Below are 22,198 nucleotides of genomic sequence, written 5' to 3' on the forward strand. Positions count from 1 at the left end.
CGACCCGCGATGCCCGCCTACTCCTTCGAAGCCATCGATGCCAGCGGCCAGTCGCGCGAAGGCGTGCTCGAGGCCGACACCGCGCGCGCCGCACGCGGCCTGCTGCGGGCACAGGCGCTCATTCCGCTGTCGGTCAAGCCGGTCGGCAGCGGCGATGCGGCCGGCGGTGGCGGCAGCGCAGGCAACGCGCTCACGCGCTGGCTCGGCGGCGGCAAGCGGGTCTTCAACTCGACGAACCTCGCCGTGTGGACGCGCCAGCTCGCCGGCCTCATCTCGGCCGGCCTGCCGCTGGAACGCGCGCTCACGGCCCTCACCGACGAAGCCGAATCGGAACCGCAACGCAACCTCGTCGCCTCGCTGCGCGCCGAGGTCAACGCGGGCTCGCCCTTTGCGCGCGCGCTGTCGGCGCACCCGCGCGAGTTCTCGCCCATCTACACCGCCGTGATCGGCGCCGGCGAGCAAAGCGGCAACCTCGGGCTCGTGCTCGAACGCCTCGCCGACGACCTCGAAGAGCGCCAGGTGCTGCAGCAGAAGCTGATCGGCGCGGCGCTGTACCCGGCCATCGTCACGCTGGTCGCGATCGTGATCGTGATCTTCCTCGTGAGCTACGTGGTGCCGCAGGTGGCGCAGGTGTTCGCGGGCACCAAGCGCTCACTGCCCTTCCTCACGACCGTGATGCTGTCGCTGAGCGCCGCCGTGCGCAACTATGGCTGGTGGATGCTGGGCGCCATCGTGCTCGCGGCCGTCGGCGTGCGCGTCGCGCTGGCACAGGAAGCCTTCCGCCTCAAGTTCGATGCCGCCTGGCTCAAGCTGCCGCTGGTCGGCAAGCTCGCACGCGGCTACAACGCGGCGCGTTTTGCCAGCACGCTCGCCATGCTGGCCACGGCCGGCGTGCCGATCCTGCGCGCGCTGCAGGCCGCCTCCGAAACACTGGGCAACCGCGCCATGCGCGCCGACGCGCTCGACGCGCTGGTGCTGGTGCGCGAGGGCGCGCCGCTGGCCTCTGCGCTGGCGCAGAAGAAACGCTTCCCTGGGCTGGTGTCGATGTTCGCGCGCCTGGGCGAACAGACCGGCACGCTGCCCGTGATGCTGCAACGCGCCGCCAACCAGCTCGGCGCCGAAGTGCAGCGCCGCGCGATGCACCTGGCCACCATCCTGGAGCCGCTGCTCATCGTCGCCATGGGCGGCGTGGTCATGCTCATCGTGCTGGCAGTGATGCTGCCCATCATTCAGCTGAACCAGTTCGTCAAGTGACGACGGACGGGGAGCCCCTCACATGCCCGTAACGCTCGAAGACAAACTCGTGGTCGCGATCTCCTCGCGGGCCCTGTTCAACCTCGAAGAAGAAAACAAGATCTTCGAGGCCGGCGACAACGAGGGCTACATGAAGCTGCAGCTCGACCGCATCGATGAACCGGCCGCGCCCGGCATCGCGTCGTCGCTGATCCGCAAGCTGCTGCGCTTCAACGAAGACGGCGTGCAGCGCGTCGAGGTGGTCATTCTGTCGCGCAACGACCCGGTGTCGGGCATGCGGATCTTCAAGTCGAGCGCAGCGGCCGACATCAAGCTGCAGCGCGGCGTGTTCACGCAAGGCCGCCCGCCCTTCGGCTATTTGCGCCCGCTGCGCGCGCACCTGTTCCTGTCGGTCAACGCGCAAGACGTGCGCGAGGCACTCGCCGCAGGCTTCCCCGCCGCACGCGTGCTGGTCGAGTCGGTGAAAGCCAGCGATGCGTGGCCGAACGAAGTGCGCATCGCCTTCGACGGCGACGCGGTGCTCTTCAGCGACGAGGCCGAGCGCGTGTTCCAGGCCGAGGGCCTCGACGCCTTCCAGGCGCACGAACTCAGCAAGGCCGACCTGCCCCTGCCCGAAGGCCCATTCAAGCCGCTGCTGATGGCGCTGCACCGCCTGCAGATGGCGGGCAACGCGCAGATGCGCATCCGCACCGCGCTGGTCACGGCGCGCAGCGCGCCGGCGCACGAGCGCGCGATTCGCACGCTCATGAAATGGAACATCCGCGTCGACGAAGCGATGTTCCTCGGCGGCCTGCCCAAGGGCGAGTTCCTGCGCGAGTTCGAGCCCGACTTCTTCTTCGACGACCAGACCGGTCACGTCGATGCGGCCTCGCGGCATGTGCCTGCGGGGCATGTGTCGAGTGGCATCAGCAACGAGCCCTGACGCTGTTCAGGGCGCGATCACGCCGACGGGGCACCTTGCTCCGCGAATGTCCTCCGCCCTTCGGGCTCCCCCTTTATTTCGCTGCGCAAGACACCCCATCGACGTGATCGATGGGCAGTGCAGTCGTTGATCGGCCGCACACCAGCAACGTGCCTCGTGCGCAGGGCACCGGGTGCTCCCCGCAGCGAAATCAAGGAGGAGGGGCGCAGCCCCGGGGGACATTCGCGGAGGGGAGTACCTGGTGTCCTGTGCACGCGCCACAGCCCCCCTCTCGCAGCTTTTGAAGAAGCCATAGACCAGCGCGTTGTCACACGCGTTTCGTCCCACTGTCATCGCTCGTTCACTGCCAAGTAACGGGTTCTCCCTAGTCTTGTCGCCTGTCCGGTGCGCAGTGCCTTCGTGGCACTTTTTTTTCGCGCCGGCCTTTCACCTCCCTCGACAGACAACAAGAACCGAACGGCTTTTCCGATGCGTCCGACTCCTTCTACGCACGCCGCGCCTCTCACGCGCTGGCTGTTGCCCCTTGCGATTTCCGCCGCGCTCGCGGCCTGCGGCGGTGGAGGCGGCGGTGGCGTTGCCTTTCCGCCAATCAGCGGCACCCCGACGCCGCCCCCGAGCAGCACGCCCAACGAAGGCAAGAGCGGCCCCAAGGCGCTGATCGTCGAGATCGACGGGCTCACGCATGCCGTCCTGCTCGACGCCATCGCACAGAAGAAGGTGCCGGCCGCGCTGCAGTCGCTGCAACTCGCTCCCGCATGGACCGGCGGCACCGATGGCGCGCTCAGCGAGCAGCCCGCCACCGACGGCCCCGGCTGGGCCACGCTGCTGACCGGCACCTGGGTGCCGCGCCATGCAGTGCGCGCCGACACCGCGGACCAACGCATCGACGCCAAGCTCGCACCCTCGGTCTTCGCCTTCGCGAAGCAGAAGAAGGACGCGGGCTACCTCACCGCATCGGTCACCGCCAACACGCTCTATCCGAACCTTCTGCTCGCGGAAACCGGCACGCTCGACACTGCCGTCGACTGCGCCGGCGCCGACGCCTGCGTGACTGCCAACACCACGCGCCTGATCGGCGCGGGCTACGACCTGCTCGTGGCGCAGTACAGCGCGCCCGCCGCCGCAGCCGCCAACGGCCTGCGCAGCGAAACGTACCAGCGCGCCGTCTCCGACACCGCAACGGCCGTCGGCCAGCTGCTCGCGCGCATCGCGCAACGCACGGCCAACGACGCGAAGGAAGACTGGCTCGTGATCCTCACGACCGGCCATGGCCTCGATGCCTTCGGCGGCGTCACCAGCCTGAAGGACGTCGACAACAAGACCGTCTTCATCGCCAGCAACAAGACCCTGCCCTCACTGCCCGCCGTCGGCGCCGCCTCGCCGGCCGACGACAACGCGCTGCGCCAGTCGGCCGCCGCGACCGACATCGCGCCCACAGTGCTGCGCCACCTCGGCGCGCTGCCCGCGACTGCGGCCTACAACCTCAACGGCCAGGCCCTGCAGGCCACCACCGCCGTGCAGCAGCTCGCGGCCCGCACCAGCGCCGACCGCAGCAGCATCGAACTCTCGTGGACCCTCGCGGGCGACCTCGGCGGCCCGGTGCAGGTGCTGCGCGACGGCAAGTCCATCGCCACGCTGCCGGCCGGTGCCACACGCTACACCGACCCGGTCAAGGCCGCGGCCGATGGCCTCTACGCGTTCCAGTACACGGTCGCCGCCGGTGGCGCCAGCGTCTCGGTCTCCGCGCAGATCGCCTACGTGAAGGTGGGCCTGGTCAACCTGTTCCCGCTCGACGCACTGCCCGCGCTGGACCTCAACGCCACCGCGACGCTCGCGCCCATGGCCGCGGATGCCGATGGCGGCTCGCTCGTGGCCGACGACAACTTCCTGCCGCCCTACCGCGTGCAGGCGTTGCGCGTGGACAGCCGCGTGAAGAACGCGAGCGGCATGGCCGGCTACAAGCTGCTGCAGACGCGCGACGTGACCACGGCCCCCGCCGTGGCCGCCTTCACCTTCGGCTTCTGGCTGCGCACCGACGCCACCTGCAGCCAGGGCGTGAGCAACGGCGCCTCGGTCATCGCCAACAAGAACTACGACACCGGCGACAACGCAGGCCTCGCGCTCGGCCTGTTCAGCAACTGCGAGCTGCGCTTCAACACCGGCACCGGCAGCGGCCGTGGCGAGATCAAGGGCAAGCACTTCCTGAGCGCGGGCCGCTGGGCCTACGTGGCGATGGTCGTCGACAAGGCCGGCAAGAACATGAGCGGCTATGTGTTCGACCCCGTGAAGGGCACGCAGACCGGCAGCGTCGCGCTCTCGAATGCGCTGGTCGCCGCGCTCGGCGGCCTCGGCAAGGGCATCGCCCTGAACGAAGACGCCACCGGCCTGTACTACCAGCGCTGGTCGGCTTCGCCGCGCGGCGCGATGGACTTCAACGACTTTGCGATCTGGAACCGCGCGCTCACCGCCGAAGAGCTCACGGCCATCTACACCTCGGGCCAGCCGCTGTCGGCACTGGCGCCCTGATTACTCCGATCACCCCGATCTCCACGACATCACAAAGAGAGGATCACCCCATGCTGCTTCAAGCTTCCCTCCCCGCGCGCCTGCTGGCCGCCTTCCTCCTGGCCTGCACGCTGTCCGCCTGCGGCGGCAGCGACAACGGCGGTGGCGGCATTCCGCCCGTCATCACGCCGCCACCGCAGCCCCAACCCGAGCCCGGTGTGAAGCCCGAAATGCGCTGCGCACCGTGACACGCGACGTCATGACATCCCACGACAAGACCATGAATTCACGCCGCAAATTCCTCACGGGCACCGCCACCACCGGCGCGGCCGCCCTCGCCCTCTCGGCCTTCCCGCCGAGCATCCGCCGCGCGCTGGCCATTCCGGCCAACAACAAGACCGGCACCATCAAGGACGTCGAGCACATCGTCATCCTGATGCAGGAAAACCGTTCGTTCGACCACTACTTCGGCACGCTCATGGGTGTGCGCGGTTTCGGCGACCGCTTCACCATTCCGCTGCCGGGCGGGCGCAACGTGTGGCAGCAGGCCGACGAGACGGGTGCGCCCGTGCTGCCCTACCACCTGGACCAGACCAAGGGCAACGCGCAGCGCGTCGCCGGCACGCCGCACGACTGGAACGACGGCCAGAACGCCTGGGACGGCGGCCGCGCCTACCAGTGGGTCAGGTACAAGAAGACCGGCACCGCGCCGTACACCCAGGCCATGGGCTACCTCGAGCAGGCCGAGCTGCCGTACCAGTTCGCGCTGGCCAACGCCTTCACGCTGTGCGACGGCTACCACTGCAGCATGCACACGGGCACCAACTCGAACCGCATGTTCCACTGGACCGGCACCAACGGCCCCACGGGTGCGAACGTGGCCTCGGTCACCAACGAGTGGGACGACAGCTACACGCCGCCCTCGACCACCGGCTACGAGTGGAAGACCTTCCCCGAGCGCCTGCAGGCCGCCGGCGTCAGCTGGATCGTGTATGAAAACATGCGCGACAACTTCGGCGACAACCCGCTGGTCGGCTTCAAGCAGTACCGCCAGGCCAGCGAGGCCTCGGGCAAGCCGATCAAGAACACCGGCCCGGTGCCGGCCTACGACCCGGCCAGCGACGACGCCGGCAACCCGCTGTACAAGGGCATCGCCAACACGATGCCCGGCGCCAACGTGGACGAGTACCTGAACGCCTTCCGCAACGACGTGAAGAACGGCAAGCTGCCGCAGGTGTCGTGGATCATCGCGCCCGCCACCTACTCGGAGCACCCCGGACCGTCGAGCCCGGTGGAAGGCGGCTGGTACATCCAGGAAACGCTCGATGCCCTCACCGCCGTGCCCGAGGTGTGGAGCAAGACCGTGCTGCTCATCAACTTCGACGAGAACGACGGCTACTTCGACCACTACCCCTCGCCCGCCGCGCCCTCGCTCAACCCCGACGGCTCGCCCGCCGGCAAGACGACGCTGCCCGAGGCCGACATCGCCTTCGAGCGCTTCACGCATCCCAAGCCGCCGGGCACCACCAAACAGCCCGCGCCCGACGGCCGCGTCTACGGCCCCGGCGTGCGCGTGCCGATGTACGTGATCTCGCCCTGGAGCCGCGGCGGCTGGGTCAACTCGCAGGCCTTCGACCACACCTCGGTGATCCGCTTCATCGAGGCGCGCTTCGGCGTGAAGGAGCCGAACATCTCGCCGTTCCGCCGCGCGGTGTGCGGCGACCTGACGAGCGCCTTCAACTTCGCCACGCCCAACAACGAAGTGTTGCCGACGCTGGCCGGCCGCACGAGTCGCACGCAGGCGAACGACAAGCGCGCGGCGCAGGAAGCCCAGGCGCAGGTCCCCATGCCCGCCGATCCGCAGCTGCCGCGCCAGGCCGCCGGCACGCGCCCCTCGCGCGCCCTGCCCTACGAGCTGCACGTGAGCGCGCGCAACGACGCCACCAGCGGCAAGGTGCGGCTGCTGTTCGCCAACACCGGCAAGGCCGCCGCCGTGTTCCACGTGTACGACAAGCTCAACCTGGAACGCCTGCCGCGCCGCTACATGGTCGAGGCCGGCAAGACGCTGGACGACACCTGGAACGCGATGCTCGACAACACGGGCTTCTACGACCTGTGGGTGCTCGGCCCCAACGGCTTCCATCGCCATTTCCGCGGCGACCTGAACAGCCTGCGCGCCGGCGATGCGCCCAACCCCGAAGTGCGCGTGTGCTACGACATCGCCAACGGCAATGTCTACCTGCAGATGCTCAACGGCGGCCGCAACACCTGTAAGTTCACCGTGCGCCCCCGGGCCTACCGCACCGATGGCCCGTGGACCGCGACCGTGGCCGGCGGCACCTCGGCCGAGCAGCACTGGGACCTGGCCGCCAGCGGCGCCTGGTACGACTTCGAAGTGACCTGCGACGCCGACACCAGCTACTACCGCCGCTTCGCGGGCCGCGTGGAAACCGGCCGGCATTCGGTGAGCGACCCGGCCATGGGCACGGCCGCCGCCTGAGGCCAGGGCGACACCATGACCTCCCGCCGCAACTTCCTCACCGGCACCGCCACCACCGGTGCCGCCGCGCTCGCGCTCTCGGCCTTTCCGCCGAGCATCCGGCGCGCACTGGCCATTCCGGCCAACAACAAGACCGGCACGATCAAGGACGTCGAGCACGTCGTGATCCTGATGCAGGAGAACCGTTCGTTCGACCACTACTTCGGCACGCTGGCCGGCGTGCGTGGCTTCGGCGACCGCTTCCCCATTCCGTTGCCCAAGGGCCTCAACGTCTGGCAGCAAAGCGATGCCAACGGCAACGTGGTGCTGCCGTACCACTTCGACAGCCGCAAGGGCAACGCGCAGCGCGACGGCGGCACGCCGCACGACTGGGACGACAGCCAGCAGGCCTGGGGCGGCGGCCGCATGAACGAATGGGCGCGCTACAAGACGCCCAAGGCCATGGGCTACCACAAGCAGGCCGAGATTCCGTTCCAGTTCGCGCTGGCCGATGCCTTCACGTTGTGCGACGCGTACCACTGCGCGATGCACACCGGCACCGACGCGAACCGCTCGTTCCACATCACCGGCACCAACGGCCCGACCGCGCAGAACGTGGCCTTCGTCAGCAATGAGTGGGACTGGCTGGACGCCACCCCCAGCAAGGTCGACACCGGCTACACGTGGAAGACCTACGCCGAGCGCCTCGAAGACGCCGGCGTGAGCTGGATCTGCTACCAGAACATGCCCGACGAATGGGGCGACAACATGCTGGGCGCGTTCCGCCAGTTCCGCCGCGCCAACCGCGCGTCGCCCTACCCGGTGACCAGCGGCTACTACAAGGCGCCGTTTTCCGACACGGGCCAGAAGCTTCCCTTCCACGCCTACGACGCGGCCAGCGACAACCCGGGCAACCCGCTGTACAAGGGCATCGCCAACACGCTGCCCGGCGACAAGCCCGAGGACTACCTGGACGCGTTCCGGCGCGACATCAAGGCCGGCCGCCTGCCGCAGGTGAGCTGGATCAACGCGCCCTCGGCCTACTGCGAGCACCCGGGCCCGTCCAGCCCGGTGCAGGGTGCGTGGTTCCTCCAGGAAATCCTCGATGCGCTCACCGCCGTGCCCGAGGTGTGGAGCAAGACCGTGCTGCTGGTCAACTTCGACGAGAACGACGGCTACTTCGACCACATGCCCTCGCCCTCGGCGCCTTCGCTCAACCCCGACAAGACGCCAGCCGGCAAGACCACGCTCGCCGCCGACGCCCTGAAGCCCGAGTACTTCACGCAGCCGGCACCCGACGGCAGCACCTCGCAGCCGAAGCCCGACAACCGCGTCTTCGGCCCCGGCCCGCGCGTGCCGCTGTACGTGATCTCGCCCTGGAGCCGCGGCGGCTGGGTCAGCTCGCAGGCCTTCGACCACACCTCGGTGCTGCGCTTCCTCGAAACGCGCTTCGGTGTGAAGGAGCCCAACATCTCGCCGTTCCGACGCGCGGTGTGCGGCGACCTCACGAGCGCCTTCAACTTCGCCACGCCGAACACCGAGGCCCCGCCCCAACTCGCAGGCAAGTTGAACCGAACCGATGCCGACAAGGTGCGCAACGACCAGCAGGCGCTGCCGCTGGTGCCGCTGCCGACCGATCCGCAGCTGCCGCGCCAGGCCACCGGCACGCGCCCGTCGCGTGCCCTGCCCTACGAGCTGCACACGAGCGCCAGGGCCGACACCCTCGCCGGCACCGTGAAGCTGGTCTTCTCGAACACCGGCAAGGCCGCGGCCGTGTTCCACGTGTACGACAAGCTCAACCTCGACCGCCTGCCGCGCCGCTACATGGTCGAGGCTGGCAAGACGCTCGACGACAGCTGGACCGCTGCGATCGACAACAGCGGCTTCTACGACCTGTGGGTGCTCGGCCCCAACGGCTACCACCGCCACTTCAAGGGCGACCTCAACCGCCTGCGCGCCGGCGGCGTGGCCGCGCCCGAGGTGCGTGTCTGCTACGACATCGCCAACGGCAACGTCTACCTGCAGATGCGCAACGACGGCAAGGCCCCTTGCAAGTTCACGGTGCGCGCCAAGGCCTACCGCGACGACGGCCCGTGGAACGCCACGGTGAACGGCGGCGCCCAGGCCGAGCAGCACTGGGAACTGGCCGCCAGCGGCCAGTGGTACGACTTCGCCGTCACCTGCGACAGCGACCCGGCCTTCTACCGCCGCTTCGCCGGCCGCGTGGAAACCGGCAAGCACACGGTCAGCGATCCGGCGATGGGCTTGCCCGACCTCTGAAGACGTAGGCATGATCCCCCCGCGCCCGCCAGCGGCGCGGGGGAATTCATGCACGCCAAGGTCATCCGGTACTTCGTCGAAGTGGTTCGCGCGGGCTCGATCCGCAAGGCGGCCGAGCAGTTGCACGTGGTGCCCACGGCCGTCAACCGCCAGATCCTCAACCTCGAGGAAGAACTGGGCGCGCCGCTGTTCGAGCGCATCCACAACACGCTCAAGCTCACGCCCGTGGGCGAGATCGTGCTGGCGCACGCGCGCGGCACGCTGCGCGAGTTCGACCTCGTGCGCCAGCGCATCGAGGACGTGCGCGGCCTGCGCCAGGGCGAGGTCACGCTGGCCACCACGGCCGGCCTGGCCGACGCCTTCCTGCCGGCCGTGGTGCAGCGCTTTCGCGCGGCGCACCCGGGCATCCAGCTGAAGCTGCTGGGCCTGCCCATCGCGGCCGTGCTGCGCAGCGTGGCCGAAGGCGATGCCGACCTGGCGCTGGCCTACGACGTGCCCGGCACGGCCGGCTTTCGCACGCTGTTCAGCAGCGAGTGGCCGATCGGCGCGGTGGTGCCGCCGGGCCATCCGCTCACGGCGCACGCGACCGCGCTGCTGGCGGAGTGCGTGGGCTACCCGCTGATCCTGCCCGCGCCCTCGCTGTCGATCCGGCCGATCCTCGACGCCGCGTTCGAGCGCTCGGCCATCCGCGTGTCGCCCGTGGTCGAGACCACTTCGACCGCGCTGATGCGCCGGCTGGTGCGCGATGGCGGCGGCATCACGCTGCTCAATCGCCTGGACGTCGACGAGGAGCGCAACGACGGCAGCCTGGTCTTCGTGCCGCTGCGCGACACCACGCTGCGCGCGCAGACGCTCACGCTCGAGACCCGCGCCGCGCAGGCGCCGAGCGCGGCGGCGGAGCTGTTCGCGAACCATGTCGTGGCCTGCCTGGACGACCTGCTGGCGCCCTGACATGCACCCTGGATGACCGTCCACTTTTTGTGCACAGGGCGCGTCATTTATTGACTTTGCATGTGCAAAGACATCGCTCCTAGACTGCCGCGCCGGTTCATCGGCAGGAAAGGTTCCCATGTTCTCGAACGATAAAAAGACCCCCGCAGGAGACGGCGAAGGGGTCGACCAGAAGCTTCCGCTCGCCCGCTGCGGCGCATTGAGCCTGCAGCACGTGCTCGTGATGTACGCGGGCACGGTGGCCGTGCCGCTCATCGTGGGCGGCGCGCTCGGCCTCTCGAAGGCCGACATCGCCTTCCTCATCAACGCCGACCTGTTCGCCGCCGGCATCGCCACGTTGGTGCAGGCCATCGGCTTCTGGCGCTTCGGCATCCGCATGCCGGTGATGATGGGCGTGACCTTCGCGGCGGTCGGGCCGATGATCGCCATCGGCATGGACCCTTCGCTCGGGCTGCCCGCGATCTACGGCGCGACCATCGTGGCGGGCGTGTTCGGCATGCTGGTCGCGCCGCTCATGGGGCGGGTGCTGGGCGTGTTTCCGCCGCTGGTCACGGGCACGGTCATCACGCTGATCGGCGTGTCGCTCATGGGCGTGGCCATCAACTGGGCGGCCGGCGGCCAGCCCAGCGCGACCCGCATGGTCGACGGCGTGGCGCACGCGGTGGCCAACCCGGCCTACGGCGAGCCGGTGAACCTGGCGATTGCCGCGGCCGTGCTGGCGGTGATCATCGCGATCACGCGCTTCGGCCGGGGCCTCATCGCCAACATCGCGGTGCTGCTAGGCATCGTGTTCGGCGTGGGCCTGTCGCTGGCGCTCGGGCGCATGCATTTCGACGGGCTCGAAGAAGCGAGCTGGATGGCCGTGACCACGCCCTTCCACTTCGGCCTGCCGCGCTTCGAGCTCACGGCCATCGCCTCGATGTGCATCGTGATGCTCATCACGCTGGTCGAGTCGACCGGCATGTTCCTCGCGCTGGGCGAGATCACCGGCCGCAAGGTGACGACCGACGCACTCACACGCGGGCTGCGCGCCGACGGGCTGGGCACGGTCATCGGCGGCGTGTTCAACACCTTTCCGTACACCTCGTTCTCGCAGAACGTGGGGCTGGTCACGGTGACGGGCGTGCGCTCGCGCTACGTGGCGGCGGGCGGTGGCCTGATGCTGATCGCGCTGGCGCTCTTTCCGAAGATCGCGCACATCGTGGCCTCGGTGCCGCAGTTCGTGCTCGGCGGCGCGGGCATCGTGATGTTCGGCATGGTGGCGGCGACGGGCGTGCGCATTCTGGGTGCGATCGACTACGCGCAGAACCGCCATGCGCTGTACGTGATCGCCATTTCCATCGGGCTCGGATTGATCCCCACGCTGTCGCCCAACTTCTTCCAGCACTTCCCCGCCTGGACCCATCCGCTGACGCACAGCGGCATCGTGCTGGGCACGCTGGCCGCGGTGCTGCTCAATCTTTTCTACAACGGCGTGCTGTCGAAGGAACGGTCCTTCGCGATGGCGGCGCGCACTTCGCACGGCTCCGAATGACTTTTCAAAATCCATCCTTTTCCTCGCAACCGCAGCAGCGCCCGCCGCTGCTGATCGTCCGGCACGCCGACGTGCTCGTCACCATGGACGCCGCCCGGCGCGAGATCGCCGACGGCGCCGTGGTGATGAACGGCCCCGCCGTCGCCTGGGTGGGCGCCACCGCCGAGCTGCCAGTGGCGTACCTCGACGCGCTGCGCGGCGGCCAGGCCGAGGCCATCGACATGCACGGCCATGTCGTGATGCCCGGACTGGTGAACACGCACCACCACATGTACCAGAGCCTCACGCGCGCCGTGCCCGAGGCACAGGACGCCGAGCTCTTCGGCTGGCTCACGAACCTGTACCTGCTGTGGGCGCGGCTCACGCCCGAGATGATCCGCGTGTCGACGCAGACCGCCATGGCCGAGCTGATGCGCTCGGGCTGCACCACCACCAGCGACCACCTCTACCTGTTTCCGAACGGCTCGCGGCTCGACGACTCGATCGAGGCGGCCGACGCCATGGACATGCGCTTCCACGCGGCGCGCGGCAGCATGAGCGTGGGCCGCAGCGCCGGCGGCCTGCCACCTGACGAGGTGGTGGAGACCGAGGCCGCGATCCTGCGCGACAGCGAGCGCCTCATCGACCGCTGGCACAACCCCGCGCGCCATTCGATGCGCCGCATCGTGCTGGCGCCCTGCTCGCCGTTCTCGGTGTCGCGCGACCTGATGCGGCTGTCGGCCGAGCTGGCGCGCGAACGCGGCGTGTCGCTGCACACGCACCTGGCCGAGAACGACAACGACGTGGCGTACTCGCGCGAGAAGTTCGGCATGACGCCGGCCGAGTACGCCGAAGACCTGGGCTGGGTGGGCCACGACGTGTGGCACGCGCACTGCGTGAAGCTCGACGACGCCGGCATCGCGCTCTTCGGTCGCACCGGCACCGGCGTGGCGCACTGCCCGTGCTCGAACATGCGGCTGGCCTCGGGCATCGCGCCCATCGGGGCGATGCGGCGCGCGGGCGTGCCCGTGGGCCTGGGCGTGGACGGCAGCGCGTCGAACGACGGCGCCCACATGCTGGGCGAGGCACGCCAGGCCATGCTGCTGCAGCGCGTGGGCTACGGCCCGGCTGCGATGACCGCTCGCGAGGCGCTGGAGATCGCCACGCTCGGCGGCGCCCGCGTGCTCGGGCGCGACGACATCGGTGCGCTGGCACCGGGCATGTCGGCCGACCTCGTGGCCTTCGACATGCGCGGCGTGGACCACGCGGGCGCCTGGCACGACCCGGTGGCGGCGCTGGTGTTCTGCACGCCGGTGGCGGCGGCGCTGAGCGTGATCGACGGCGTGGTCCGCATCCGCGACGGGCGCTTCACGGGCTTCGAGCTGGCGCCGCTGCTGGCGACGCACCGCGACCTGGCGCGCACGCTGTACGACAGCGCGCGGCATCCGCACACCGCCTGAAAAAGCGGTGCGCCCTGCGCGTCAGCGACGCATGGTGTCGAGCTGCGTGACCGGCGCGGCGTTGTTGCCCCACGACCCGCGGATGTAGGTGAGCACCTCGGCCACCTCGGTGGCGTCGAGCGCGTGCCCGAACGGCGGCATGCCGTAGGGACGCGGGTTGCCGGCCGTGGCGGGCAGGAAGCCGCCGTGCGCAACCACCTGGATCAGGTTGGTGGGCCGCGCCATCGTCACCGCGCGGTTGCCCGCGAGCGGCGGGTAGGCGCCGGCTGCGCCCTGGCCCTGGTCGCCGTGGCAGTAGGCGCAGCGCTGGTCGTAGATCTTCGCGCCGCGCACCATCGCGCCGGCGTCGCGCCGCACCGGCGCGGCCGGGGCCTTCTGGGCTGCGGGCGCGTCCTGCTTCACGGCCTCGGGCAGGTCCTTCAGGTAGATCGCCATCGCGCCCAGGTCGGCATCGCTCAGGTACTGCGTGCTGCGGAACACGACATCGGCCATCGGGCCCATCACCGAGCCACGCGGGGCGGTGCCGCTCTTGAGCAGCGCCACGACATCGGCCGCGGGCCAGTCGGCCACACCCGCTTCGTGCGGATCGGCCAGCGAGGGTGCGTACCAGTTCTCCACCGCGATCAGGCCGCCCGAGAGCCCGAGCTTGGTTTCTGTGGCGCCCAGCGAGTTGCGGCTGCCGTGGCAGGCGATGCAGTGGCCGAGACCGCCGACCAGGTAAGCGCCGCGGTTCCATTCGGCCGGCTTGTTCGCGTTCGCCACGAAGGGCTGCGGCTTGAACGAGAGCGCGCGCCACACCGCAAGCGCGGCCTGCGTGTCGTACGGGAAGCGCAGCCGGTGCGCCTTGTTTTCCGTGGCGGCCGGCGCCACGCTGCGCAGGTAGGCGTACAGGGCGTCGGAGTCTTCGCGCGTGACCTGCGTGAAGTTCGGGTACGGGAAGGCCGGGTACAGCAGGCGCCCGTCCTTGCTGCGGCCGTTGTGCATGGCACGCCAGAAGTGCGCGCTGCTCCAGCCGCCGATGCCGTGCGTCGCATCGGGCGTGAGGTTGGTCGCGTAGATGGTGCCGAACGGCGTTTCGAGCGGCACGCCGCCCGCATAGGGCTGGCCGCCGCGCGTGGTGTGGCAGCCGGCGCAGTTGCCCGCCAGCGCGAGGTAACGCCCGCGCTCGACGAGCTGCGGCGTGGCCTCGAAGGCTTCGGCGCCCTCGGGCAGCGGGTCTTCGCCGCGCAGGTTCAGCGCCAGCACGATGCCGGCCAACACGGCCGCCAGGGTGACCAGGCCCAGCAGGGCCCAGCCGAAATGTCTCAGTCGCGCGGTCATCGGGTTCTCAGGGTTTCGCCGCGGTGGGCATGCCGCCGCAGGTCACGGGCAGCGGCGCGGGCAGCGAGGCCGCCGGGCGGGTGTCGGCCGGCATCGGCTGCACGGCCAGCCAGCTGGCCACGGCGTTGATGTCGGCTGTGGTCATGCGCTGGCCGATCTGCGCCATGCAGTCGGGCGCGGGCGCATGGCGCTCCTTGGTGAGCCAGGCGCCGAGCTGCGACGACACATACAGCCGCGGCAGGCCCAGCAGGCCCGGAATGGCCGGCTGCACGCCCGTGAGCGCCGCGCCGTGGCACTGCACGCAGGCCGGAATCTGGCGCGCGGCATCGCCTTCGAGCGCCAGCTGGCGGCCACGGCGCAGCTGCTCGGGCGAGGCGTCGCTCTGCGGCGAGACCGCCGCGTACGGCAGCGACAGGTTGGCGAAGTACTCGGCCATCTCGCGCAGGTAGTCGTCCGACAGGTGCTGGACCATGTAGGTCATGTCGCTGTTGAAGCGACGCCCGTCGCGAAAACTCACGAGCTGGTTGAACAGGTAGCCCGCCGGCTTGCCCGCCAGGCGCGGGAAGAAACCGGCGTTGGTGGTGGCGCCCTCGCGGCCGTGGCAGGCGATGCAGGCGGCCACGCGCTGCTCGATGGTGTTGGGCACGGTGGTGGTGGCTGCGCGCGTCATCGCAGGCGCGAGCGGCAACAGCAGCGCCAGGGCCAGCGCGGCCCGGTGGAGCACGGCCTTCATCACGTGCCTGCCGCGAAATGCGCCAGGGCCAGCAGGCCCGCGATCAGCAGCAGGGCCATGCACAGCCCCACGCCGATCAGCGGCAGGATGCCCAGCTGGGCGGTCCGCTTGTCGGCGTCGGCCCGGCGGCCGCCCAGCCCGATGAAGCTCCAGAGTACGGCGCGCACCGCGCGCATCAGATTGAACATGGGTCCACTGTCGCGCAAACGGGTCAAAAAAAACAGATGCAGATCCAGCTCGATTCACCATATCAGATTAGAGTCCCCGCGAATGACAACGGCCCACCGATGAAGCGTTATGAAGCCCTGGCCTCGGACATCGAGGCCTCGATCCGCAACGGCACCCTCAAGACCGGCGACCGCCTGCCCTCCGTGCGTCACACGGGCAGCAGCCGCGGCGTGAGCGCCTCCACCGTGTTCCAAGCCTACTACCTGCTGGAGGCGCGCGGGCTGGTGCGCGCGCGCGACCGCTCGGGCTACTACGTGGCCGGCGGCGGCCTGCGCGACGCGCCGCCCGAGACCACCCTGACCTCGCGCCCCGCCGAAGGCCCGCGCGCGCTCGAGGTGAGCGACCAGGTCTTCGACATCCTCGAAGCCAGCATGTCGCGCCAGGTCGTGCCCTTCGGCTCGGCCTTTCCGAGCCCGCTGCTGTTTCCGCTGGCGCGGCTGGGCCAGTTCATGGCGGCCAGCGCCAAGGCGCTCGACCCCTGGCGCACCGTGGACGACCTCACGCCCGGCAGCGCGGCGCTTCGCCGGCAGATCGCGCTGCGCTACCTGGCCGACGGCCTGCCGGTGCCGGCCGAGGAGATCGTCGTCACCAACGGCGCGCTCGAGGCGCTCAACCTGTGCCTCTCGGCCGTGACGCGGCCGGGCGACGCGGTGATCGTCGAGTCGCCCACCTTCTATGCCGCGCTGCAGGCGCTCGAACGCATGGGCCTGCGCGCCATCGAGGTGCCGACGCACCCGGGCGAAGGCATCGACCTCGACGCGCTGGCGCAGGCCATCGCCGCGCACAAGCCGACCGCCTGCTGGCTCATGACCACCTTCCAGAACCCGCTGGGCAGCCTGATGCCCGACGCGAAGAAGAAGGCGCTGGTCGAACTGCTCGCGCGCCACGAACTGCCGCTCATCGAGGACGACGTGTACGCCGAGCTCTACTTCGGCGAGCGCCGCCCGCCACCGGCCAAGGCCTTCGACACGCAGGGGCTGGTGCTGCACTGCTCGTCGTTCTCGAAGAGCCTCGCGCCCGGCTACCGCATCGGCTGGGCCTCGGCCGGGCGCTTCGCGCGCAAGGTGGCGCGCCAGAAGCTCACGACCACGCTCAGCACCTCGGTGCCCGCGCAGCTGGCGCTGGCCGACTACCTCGAGAAGGGCGGCTTCGACAAGCACCTGCGCAAGCTGCGCCAGACGCTGGCGATGCAGCAGGCCAGCTTCACGCAGGCCGTGGGGCATTACTTTCCGGCCGGCACGCGCGCCACGCGGCCGCTGGGCGGGTACTTCCTGTGGGTCGAGCTGCCGGCGCAGGTGGATGCGCTGGAGATCCATCGCCTGGCGCTGGAGCGCGGCATCAGCGTCGCGCCCGGCCCGATCTTCTCGGCCACGCGTGCGTTCGCCAACTGCCTGCGGCTGAACTACGGCCACGCGTGGGACGCGCACAGCGAGCAGGCCTTGCAGACGCTCGGGCGGCTGGTGGAAGAAGCGAGCTGAAACGACAACGCCCGCCGAAGGGGCGGGCGTTGTGCGGGCATGTCGAGCTACTCCTGCGGTTCCAGCGCCGCCGGCGCCGGCGCCCCGCTCTTCTTGCGCGCCTGCAGCACGAACGCCACCAGCTGCCACACCACGAAGATCGCGATCAGCCCCAGCAGCGTGCCGCTGATGGGCCGCGACACGAAGGTGCCGAAGCCGCCGCGGCTGAGCAGCATCGCGCGTCGGAAGTTCTCCTCGAGCATCGGCCCGAGGATGAAGCCCAGCATGAGCGGCGCGGCGTCGAGCTCCAGCCGCATGAACATGTAGCCCATGAAGCCGAACGCGGCGGTGATGAACACGTCCTGCAGGTTGTTGTTCACGCTGTAGGTGCCGATGCAGCAGAAGAACAGGATCGAGGGGAACAGCACGCTGTACGGAATCTTGAACACCGAGAGCCAGTAACGCACCAGCGGCACGTTCAGCACCAGCAGGAACACGTTGCCGATCCACATGCTGGCCACCAGGCCCCAGAACAGCTCGGGATGGCTGGCGATCATGTTCGGGCCCGGCTGGATGCCCTTGATGATGAAGGCCGCCAGCATCAGCGCCATCACCGCGTTCTCGGGAATGCCGATGCTCATGAGCGGAATGAAGCTCGTGCGCGCCGCCGCCTCGTCGGCTGCGGCCTGGCCGGCCACGCCCTCGATGCAGCCGGTGCCGATCTCGTGCTTGTACTTGCTGACCTTCTTGTCCAGCGCATACGCCGCGAACTGCGCAATCGTCGGGCCGCCGCCGGGCAGGATGCCCAGGATGGAGCCGACCACGCTGCCGCGCAGCGCGCTCGGAATGATCCGCTTGAACTCCGCCCAGGTCGGGATGAGGTTGATCTTGCCGTTGAAGGGCGAGCGCTCCTCGCGCGAGTCGAGGTTCTTGGTGATCTCGGCGATGCCGAAGCAGCCCAGCGCAATGCTCACGATGCCCACGCCGTCGGTCAGGAACGGCATGTCCATCGTGAAGCGCGCCATGCCGCTGTTCACGTCGGTTCCGATGGTGCCCAGCAGCACGCCGATCATGCACATCGCCAGTCCGTTCAGCAGGCTGCCCGTGGTCACGAAGCTCACGCACACGAAGCCCACCAGCATCATCGCGACGTAGTCGGCCGGGCCGAACAGGAAGGCCACCTCGCCCAGCGTCGGCGCCAGGAACGACAGCACCAGGATCGCGACCGTGCCGCCGATGAAGCTGGAGAAGCCCGCCGTGAACAGCGCCAGCCCTGTCTGGCCCTTGAGCGTCATCGCGTAGCCGTCGATGCAGGCCACGATGCTGCTGGCGTGCGGGATCTTCATCGTGATCGCGCTCACGCTGTCGCCGTACTGCGCACCGTAGTAGATGCCGGCCAGCATGATCAGCGCGCCGGTGGTGGGAATCGAATACGTCAGCGGCAGCAGCAGGCTGATGGTGGCCAGCGGCCCCAGGCCCGGCAGCAGGCCGACCAGCGTGCCCACCGTGCAGCCGATGGCGCAGTACATCAGGTTGTGCAGTGTCAGGGCGTGCGAGAAACCGAACGCCAGGTTGTTCAGGACTTCCGTCATGGTCGTGGCCTCAGAAAAGCGGCAGGTTCAGGCCGAGCAGCTTCTGCAGCGCCAGCGCCATGGCGATCAGGCCCGCCGAGATCTTCACGTTGCGCAGCCACGAGTTGGAACTGCCCGCGAAGGCCGAACAGAACACCATGAAGACGATGCCCGCGATCATGTTCACGTACATCGAGATCAGCGCGAACCCGCACAGGCTCGACAGGATGAGTCCGATGTTCTTGAAGTTCAGGTCCAGCGTCACCGGCGCCACCACGAACGACCGGACCACGGTGGCCACGCCGATCAGCAGCAGCAGGCTGCTCACCATCACGGGGAACAGGCCCGGCCCCGCCCGGCTGAAGTCGCCGATGGGATAGCGCAGCGCGGTCAGGCCGAAGGCCAGCGCGATCGCCATGAGGAACAGACCTCTGACAAGGTTTCTATTTTTCATTCATGCGCTCACGGAGTGTTGTGATTCGAATGCGCCCGCGACCGGTGCAACCGGTGCAACCGGTGCGGGCGTGTCTCCGTCCGGAGGGAAGTTCCGGACGGATCGATGCTCTTTTTGCAAGCTGATCGGAATCTGACGTGGGCGCGAGGGGAACTACGTACCGGGCGCGAAGGCGGTGAACGCGCCCGGGTCACAATGCGCGGGGCCTCCTTTCGAAGGATTGCGGAACACCGATGAAGACACCACGCCACGCTCCCCGACACGCGCTCCTGGCGGGCGCTGCCACCGCCGCGCTGCTCGCCGCCTGCGCGGCACCGCCGCCGCCGGCGCCCGGCGAATGGTCGCCGCAGCCCCCCAACCCGAACGCGCCCTACCCGGCCGAATCGCGGATGAACGGGGAGCAAGGCATGGTGCTGCTGCGCGTGCGCACCACGCCGGCCGGCCTGCCGGCGAGCGTCGAGGTGAAAGAGTCGAGCGGCCACGCACGGCTGGACCGCTCGGCCGTCGAGACCGTCCGCACATGGCGCTTCAAGCCGACGCCGGACGATGGCACGGTGGTGTGGCGGGAGGTGCCGATCCGGTTCTTCATCACGTCGCCGCCGCAGCAGCCGACGATGAATTAGGAACGACTGTCCGGACGCAAGACACGAGATGCCGCACGTGATTCAGATGACGCTCGACGATCGTTTGCTGGACATTTCGGCGCCGGGCCCATGGGCCCGTGCGCTCGATCTGATCCAGTCGACCTCCCGGTTCGAGTTGTGGGTCTGCGTGCCCGACGGCCCGTCGATGTGCATGCTGCGAAACGGCGAGAGCGCCTGGCTCATGTACCTGCGGGAGCCGGGCGACAGCGGCTTCAGGTCGGTGGGCGACACGCACCGGCCGGGCGTGGAAGCCTTCACGCTGGGCAACGGACAGGTCGACGAGTACCCGCTCGCGTGGTGCATCGACGTCGCACAGTGCCTTCAGGCCCTCATCGATTTCCGCGACCGTAACGGCGCGCGGCCCGAAGGGGTCACATGGTGCGAAAGCTAGGCGGCGCGATCTTTCGCGGCCTCAGGCCGCCACCGCCACCCCACCCCGTCGCATCCGGCGCACCCTGAACAGCAGGAACGCCGCGATGCTCACGTTCACCAGGTTCCAGCCGATGCCGTTCAGGAAGGCCGCGTGGTAGCTGCCCGTCAGGTCGAACACCTTGCCCGACATCCAGCCGCCCAGCGCCATGCCGAACAGCGTGAACATCAGCACCGTGCCCACGCGCGCGCCAGCTTCCTTGGGCGGAAAGTGCTCGCGCACGATGATCGCGTACGAGGGCACGATGCCGCCCTGGAAGAGGCCGAACAACGCCGAGATCACATACAGCGGCACCAGCCCGTCGAAGGGCAGGAACAGCAGCAACGCCACGCACTGCAGCACGCCGCCCAGCATCAGCGTGCGCAGCCCGCCGATGCGGTCGCAGATGGCGCCCGACACCAGCCGGCTCACGATGCCGAAGCCCAGCATCAGCGACAGCATCATCGCGCCCTGTGCCGGGCCGTAGCCCAGGTCGCCGCAGTAGGCCACGATGTGCACCTGCGGCATCGCCATCGCCACGCAGCAGGCCACGCCCGCCACGCACAGCAGGCCCTGCGCCGTGCCCATGCTCAGGCCGAAGGGGCGCGTCATGTCGCGCACCAGAGTGCTGCCCGCCACCTGCGACACCGGCGCCACCTCGGCCAGGGCTGGCGGCCGTGCGCGGAAGAACAGCGCCAGCAGCGCCATCGTCACGCCGCAGAAGATGCCCATGCCGATGTAGGTCTGGCGCCAGCCCACCTGCTCGACGAAGTGCTGCGCGATGGGCGGCCACACCGCGCCCGCGAGGTAGTTGCCACTGGCGCACACCGCCACCGCGATGCCGCGCCGCTTGACGAACCACAGCGAGGTGTCTGCCACCAGCGGCGCAAAGGCCACCGAGCTGCCGAGCAGGCCGACCAGCAGCGCCTGCGCGACGGTGAAGGACACGATGCCTTCCGAAAGGCCCGTGGCGATGTAGCCGGCGGCCAGGAAGACCGAGCCCATCAGCAGCGGCTTCATCACGCCGATGCGGTCGGCCAGCTTGCCCATGAGCACGCCGCCGAAACCGAAGCCCAGCATCAGCAGCGTGTAGGGCATGGAGGCATCGGCGCGCGCCACGCCGAACTCGGCCTGCACCGCGGGCAACATGACCGACACCACGTACATGCCGCTGCTGCCGACCGTCATGACCAGCAGCGTGAGCGCCAGGCGCACCATGGCGTAGCGCGAGTCAGGCTGGTGGACGATGGTTGTCGCTTGGGTCGTCTTCATTCTTCTTGTCTCCACGCGTGCATCGGGTGGCGCACGTCGTGTGGCATTCTCGCGGAAGGCCGCGCCGCCTGCTGCGTGCGCCCTCGAGCATCCGACGCATGCCAATTACCTACAGACAAGCCATTCCCGAAGACACGCCCGCGTGCCTCGACCTGCGAGGCCGCACGCGAGAGAACGCCTTCTCGGTCGAAGACCTGAGAGCGATCGGCATCACATTGGAAAGCTGGCAGGCCGGCATCGCCGACGGTTCCCTGCCCGGCTACGTCGCGCTCGTCGACGGCGAGCTGGCGGGCTATTGCTTCGGCGAGCGGGACACCGGCGAGATCGGCGTGCTGGCGCTGCTGCCTGCGTACGAAGGCCAGGGCATCGGCAAGGCGTTGCTCGCGCTGATGGTCGAGGAGTTCAAGGGGCTGGGCTTCCAGCGGCTCTTCCTGGGTTGCTCGCCCGATCCGCAGGTGCGCTCGCACGGGTTCTACCGGCACCTGGGCTGGAAGCCCACCGGCGAATTCGATGCAGCGGGCGATGAAGTGCTGGCGTACGTCCCGTCCTGAGACGTTCGCCGCGGCCGGTGCGCTGAACGCGCCGGCAGCCTCAGCCCACGAACGGCGCGGGCGCCATCACCACCACGACGCTCGACGACAAGAAGGCCTTCGGCATCGGAGTGCCGGGCTTGCGCTTGCCGTCGCAGGCCGCGGTCAGCAGGCCGAGACAGAGCAGAAGAACAAAGGCTGTGCTTCGCATGCGGC

At 69.3% G+C, this 22,198-nt stretch carries 20 protein-coding genes; 13 read left to right on the plus strand and 7 right to left on the minus strand.

The genetic code is table 11. The features are described 5' to 3' along the window. Positions 1-9: 9 nt before the first annotated feature. The 9 genes from gspF (at position 10) to ACAM52_RS23390 (ending at position 13,364) form a co-directional block, all read left to right on the plus strand. Positions 10-1,254: a type II secretion system inner membrane protein GspF gene (gene gspF / locus ACAM52_RS23350; protein ID WP_369644676.1), complete on the plus strand. Its 1,245-nt coding sequence runs from the start codon at positions 10-12 to the stop codon at positions 1,252-1,254. A gap of 22 nt (positions 1,255-1,276) precedes the next feature. Further along, positions 1,277-2,176, plus strand: a complete 900-nt coding sequence (locus tag ACAM52_RS23355; protein WP_070060017.1) for a 5'-nucleotidase — start codon at positions 1,277-1,279, stop codon at positions 2,174-2,176. A 468-nt stretch (positions 2,177-2,644) separates the two neighbouring features. Next, positions 2,645-4,702: a LamG-like jellyroll fold domain-containing protein gene (locus tag ACAM52_RS23360; protein ID WP_369644677.1), complete on the plus strand. Its 2,058-nt coding sequence runs from the start codon at positions 2,645-2,647 to the stop codon at positions 4,700-4,702. A 50-nt stretch (positions 4,703-4,752) separates the two neighbouring features. Continuing rightward, entirely contained in the window at positions 4,753-4,929 is a 177-nt protein-coding gene (locus ACAM52_RS23365; protein ID WP_159273959.1) for a hypothetical protein, read from the plus strand. Between the two features lie 32 nt (positions 4,930-4,961). Continuing rightward, positions 4,962-7,181: a phosphocholine-specific phospholipase C gene (locus ACAM52_RS23370; protein WP_369644678.1), complete on the plus strand. Its 2,220-nt coding sequence runs from the start codon at positions 4,962-4,964 to the stop codon at positions 7,179-7,181. Positions 7,182-7,196: 15 nt separating this feature from the next. Then, entirely contained in the window at positions 7,197-9,440 is a 2,244-nt protein-coding gene (locus tag ACAM52_RS23375; protein WP_369644679.1) for a phosphocholine-specific phospholipase C, read from the plus strand. Positions 9,441-9,488: 48 nt separating this feature from the next. Beyond that, entirely contained in the window at positions 9,489-10,391 is a 903-nt protein-coding gene (locus ACAM52_RS23380) for a LysR substrate-binding domain-containing protein (protein ID WP_095948271.1), read from the plus strand. Between the two features lie 118 nt (positions 10,392-10,509). Next, positions 10,510-11,925 (plus strand): nucleobase:cation symporter-2 family protein, encoded by a 1,416-nt coding sequence (locus tag ACAM52_RS23385; protein ID WP_369644680.1) that lies wholly within the window; start codon positions 10,510-10,512, stop codon positions 11,923-11,925. Continuing rightward, the gene (locus tag ACAM52_RS23390) at positions 11,922-13,364 is read left to right on the plus strand and encodes an 8-oxoguanine deaminase (RefSeq protein ID WP_369644681.1); all 1,443 of its coding nucleotides are present in this window, start codon (positions 11,922-11,924) and stop codon (positions 13,362-13,364) included. Before ACAM52_RS23385 ends, ACAM52_RS23390 begins: the two co-directional genes overlap by 4 nt. Positions 13,365-13,385: 21 nt before the next feature. Here the strand turns inward: ACAM52_RS23390 and ACAM52_RS23395 are convergent, their stop codons facing one another. The 3 genes from ACAM52_RS23395 to ACAM52_RS23405 are packed head-to-tail and all read right to left on the minus strand — an operon-like array spanning position 13,386 to position 15,605. Then, positions 13,386-14,684, minus strand: coding sequence for a cytochrome c (locus ACAM52_RS23395; protein WP_369644682.1), 1,299 nt, complete (start codon positions 14,682-14,684; stop codon positions 13,386-13,388). Positions 14,685-14,691: 7 nt separating this feature from the next. Then, positions 14,692-15,417, minus strand: coding sequence for a cytochrome c (locus ACAM52_RS23400; RefSeq protein WP_369644683.1), 726 nt, complete (start codon positions 15,415-15,417; stop codon positions 14,692-14,694). Next, entirely contained in the window at positions 15,417-15,605 is a 189-nt protein-coding gene (locus ACAM52_RS23405) for a DUF2970 domain-containing protein (RefSeq protein WP_056573062.1), read from the minus strand. The genes ACAM52_RS23400 and ACAM52_RS23405 overlap by 1 nt, the downstream gene beginning before the upstream one ends. A gap of 99 nt (positions 15,606-15,704) precedes the next feature. Between ACAM52_RS23405 and ACAM52_RS23410 the strand changes: the two genes are divergently transcribed. Then, the gene (locus ACAM52_RS23410) at positions 15,705-17,123 is read left to right on the plus strand and encodes a PLP-dependent aminotransferase family protein (RefSeq protein ID WP_369644684.1); all 1,419 of its coding nucleotides are present in this window, start codon (positions 15,705-15,707) and stop codon (positions 17,121-17,123) included. A gap of 47 nt (positions 17,124-17,170) precedes the next feature. Here ACAM52_RS23410 and ACAM52_RS23415 read toward each other — a convergent pair whose 3' ends face one another. Both ACAM52_RS23415 and ACAM52_RS23420 read right to left on the minus strand, forming a co-directional pair. Then, a complete protein-coding gene (locus ACAM52_RS23415) occupies positions 17,171-18,694 on the minus strand; it encodes a tripartite tricarboxylate transporter permease (RefSeq protein ID WP_369644685.1) in 1,524 nt (507 codons plus the stop codon). Positions 18,695-18,704: 10 nt separating this feature from the next. After that, positions 18,705-19,091: a tripartite tricarboxylate transporter TctB family protein gene (locus ACAM52_RS23420; RefSeq protein ID WP_062472590.1), complete on the minus strand. Its 387-nt coding sequence runs from the start codon at positions 19,089-19,091 to the stop codon at positions 18,705-18,707. A gap of 269 nt (positions 19,092-19,360) precedes the next feature. Between ACAM52_RS23420 and ACAM52_RS23425 the strand changes: the two genes are divergently transcribed. Together ACAM52_RS23425 and ACAM52_RS23430 are read left to right on the plus strand one after the other, a co-directional pair. Next, positions 19,361-19,750 (plus strand): energy transducer TonB, encoded by a 390-nt coding sequence (locus ACAM52_RS23425; RefSeq protein ID WP_307638400.1) that lies wholly within the window; start codon positions 19,361-19,363, stop codon positions 19,748-19,750. A gap of 46 nt (positions 19,751-19,796) precedes the next feature. Next, positions 19,797-20,162 carry an Imm1 family immunity protein gene (locus ACAM52_RS23430; protein WP_369644686.1) on the plus strand — a complete coding sequence of 122 codons (366 nt, stop codon included), beginning with the start codon at positions 19,797-19,799 and terminating at the stop codon, positions 20,160-20,162. A gap of 21 nt (positions 20,163-20,183) precedes the next feature. On the opposite strand, the gene ACAM52_RS23435 is transcribed toward ACAM52_RS23430, so the two are convergent. Further along, on the minus strand, positions 20,184-21,452 hold the full coding sequence (locus tag ACAM52_RS23435; protein ID WP_369644687.1) for an MFS transporter: 1,269 nt from the start codon (positions 21,450-21,452) through the stop codon (positions 20,184-20,186). Between the two features lie 98 nt (positions 21,453-21,550). On the opposite strand from ACAM52_RS23435, the gene ACAM52_RS23440 reads away from it, so the two are divergent. Next, on the plus strand, positions 21,551-22,003 hold the full coding sequence (locus ACAM52_RS23440) for an N-acetyltransferase family protein (RefSeq protein WP_369644688.1): 453 nt from the start codon (positions 21,551-21,553) through the stop codon (positions 22,001-22,003). 40 nt (positions 22,004-22,043) lie between these two features. Here the strand turns inward: ACAM52_RS23440 and ACAM52_RS23445 are convergent, their stop codons facing one another. Further along, positions 22,044-22,193, minus strand: a complete 150-nt coding sequence (locus tag ACAM52_RS23445) for a hypothetical protein (protein WP_169805033.1) — start codon at positions 22,191-22,193, stop codon at positions 22,044-22,046. Between the last annotated feature and the right edge of the window lie 5 nt (positions 22,194-22,198).

The organism is Variovorax sp. V118 (assembly GCF_041154445.1).
Classification (GTDB): domain Bacteria; phylum Pseudomonadota; class Gammaproteobacteria; order Burkholderiales; family Burkholderiaceae_C; genus Variovorax; species Variovorax boronicumulans.

Bases quoted from the DNA above. Each gene is read 5' to 3' on its own strand.
- gspF (WP_369644676.1), top strand. From the start codon at position 10: ATGCCCGCCTACTCCTTCGAAGCCATCGATGCCAGCGGCCAGTCGCGC.
- ACAM52_RS23355 (WP_070060017.1), top strand. From the start codon at position 1,277: ATGCCCGTAACGCTCGAAGACAAACTCGTGGTCGCGATCTCCTCGCGG.
- ACAM52_RS23360 (WP_369644677.1), top strand. From the start codon at position 2,645: ATGCGTCCGACTCCTTCTACGCACGCCGCGCCTCTCACGCGCTGGCTG.
- ACAM52_RS23365 (WP_159273959.1), top strand. From the start codon at position 4,753: ATGCTGCTTCAAGCTTCCCTCCCCGCGCGCCTGCTGGCCGCCTTCCTC.
- ACAM52_RS23370 (WP_369644678.1), top strand. From the start codon at position 4,962: ATGAATTCACGCCGCAAATTCCTCACGGGCACCGCCACCACCGGCGCG.
- ACAM52_RS23375 (WP_369644679.1), top strand. From the start codon at position 7,197: ATGACCTCCCGCCGCAACTTCCTCACCGGCACCGCCACCACCGGTGCC.
- ACAM52_RS23380 (WP_095948271.1), top strand. From the start codon at position 9,489: ATGCACGCCAAGGTCATCCGGTACTTCGTCGAAGTGGTTCGCGCGGGC.
- ACAM52_RS23385 (WP_369644680.1), top strand. From the start codon at position 10,510: ATGTTCTCGAACGATAAAAAGACCCCCGCAGGAGACGGCGAAGGGGTC.
- ACAM52_RS23390 (WP_369644681.1), top strand. From the start codon at position 11,922: ATGACTTTTCAAAATCCATCCTTTTCCTCGCAACCGCAGCAGCGCCCG.
- ACAM52_RS23395 (WP_369644682.1), bottom strand. From the start codon at position 14,684: ATGACCGCGCGACTGAGACATTTCGGCTGGGCCCTGCTGGGCCTGGTC.
- ACAM52_RS23400 (WP_369644683.1), bottom strand. From the start codon at position 15,417: ATGAAGGCCGTGCTCCACCGGGCCGCGCTGGCCCTGGCGCTGCTGTTG.
- ACAM52_RS23405 (WP_056573062.1), bottom strand. From the start codon at position 15,605: ATGTTCAATCTGATGCGCGCGGTGCGCGCCGTACTCTGGAGCTTCATC.
- ACAM52_RS23410 (WP_369644684.1), top strand. From the start codon at position 15,705: ATGAAGCGTTATGAAGCCCTGGCCTCGGACATCGAGGCCTCGATCCGC.
- ACAM52_RS23415 (WP_369644685.1), bottom strand. From the start codon at position 18,694: ATGACGGAAGTCCTGAACAACCTGGCGTTCGGTTTCTCGCACGCCCTG.
- ACAM52_RS23420 (WP_062472590.1), bottom strand. From the start codon at position 19,091: ATGGCGATCGCGCTGGCCTTCGGCCTGACCGCGCTGCGCTATCCCATC.
- ACAM52_RS23425 (WP_307638400.1), top strand. From the start codon at position 19,361: ATGAAGACACCACGCCACGCTCCCCGACACGCGCTCCTGGCGGGCGCT.
- ACAM52_RS23430 (WP_369644686.1), top strand. From the start codon at position 19,797: ATGACGCTCGACGATCGTTTGCTGGACATTTCGGCGCCGGGCCCATGG.
- ACAM52_RS23435 (WP_369644687.1), bottom strand. From the start codon at position 21,452: ATGAAGACGACCCAAGCGACAACCATCGTCCACCAGCCTGACTCGCGC.
- ACAM52_RS23440 (WP_369644688.1), top strand. From the start codon at position 21,551: ATGCCAATTACCTACAGACAAGCCATTCCCGAAGACACGCCCGCGTGC.
- ACAM52_RS23445 (WP_169805033.1), bottom strand. From the start codon at position 22,193: ATGCGAAGCACAGCCTTTGTTCTTCTGCTCTGTCTCGGCCTGCTGACC.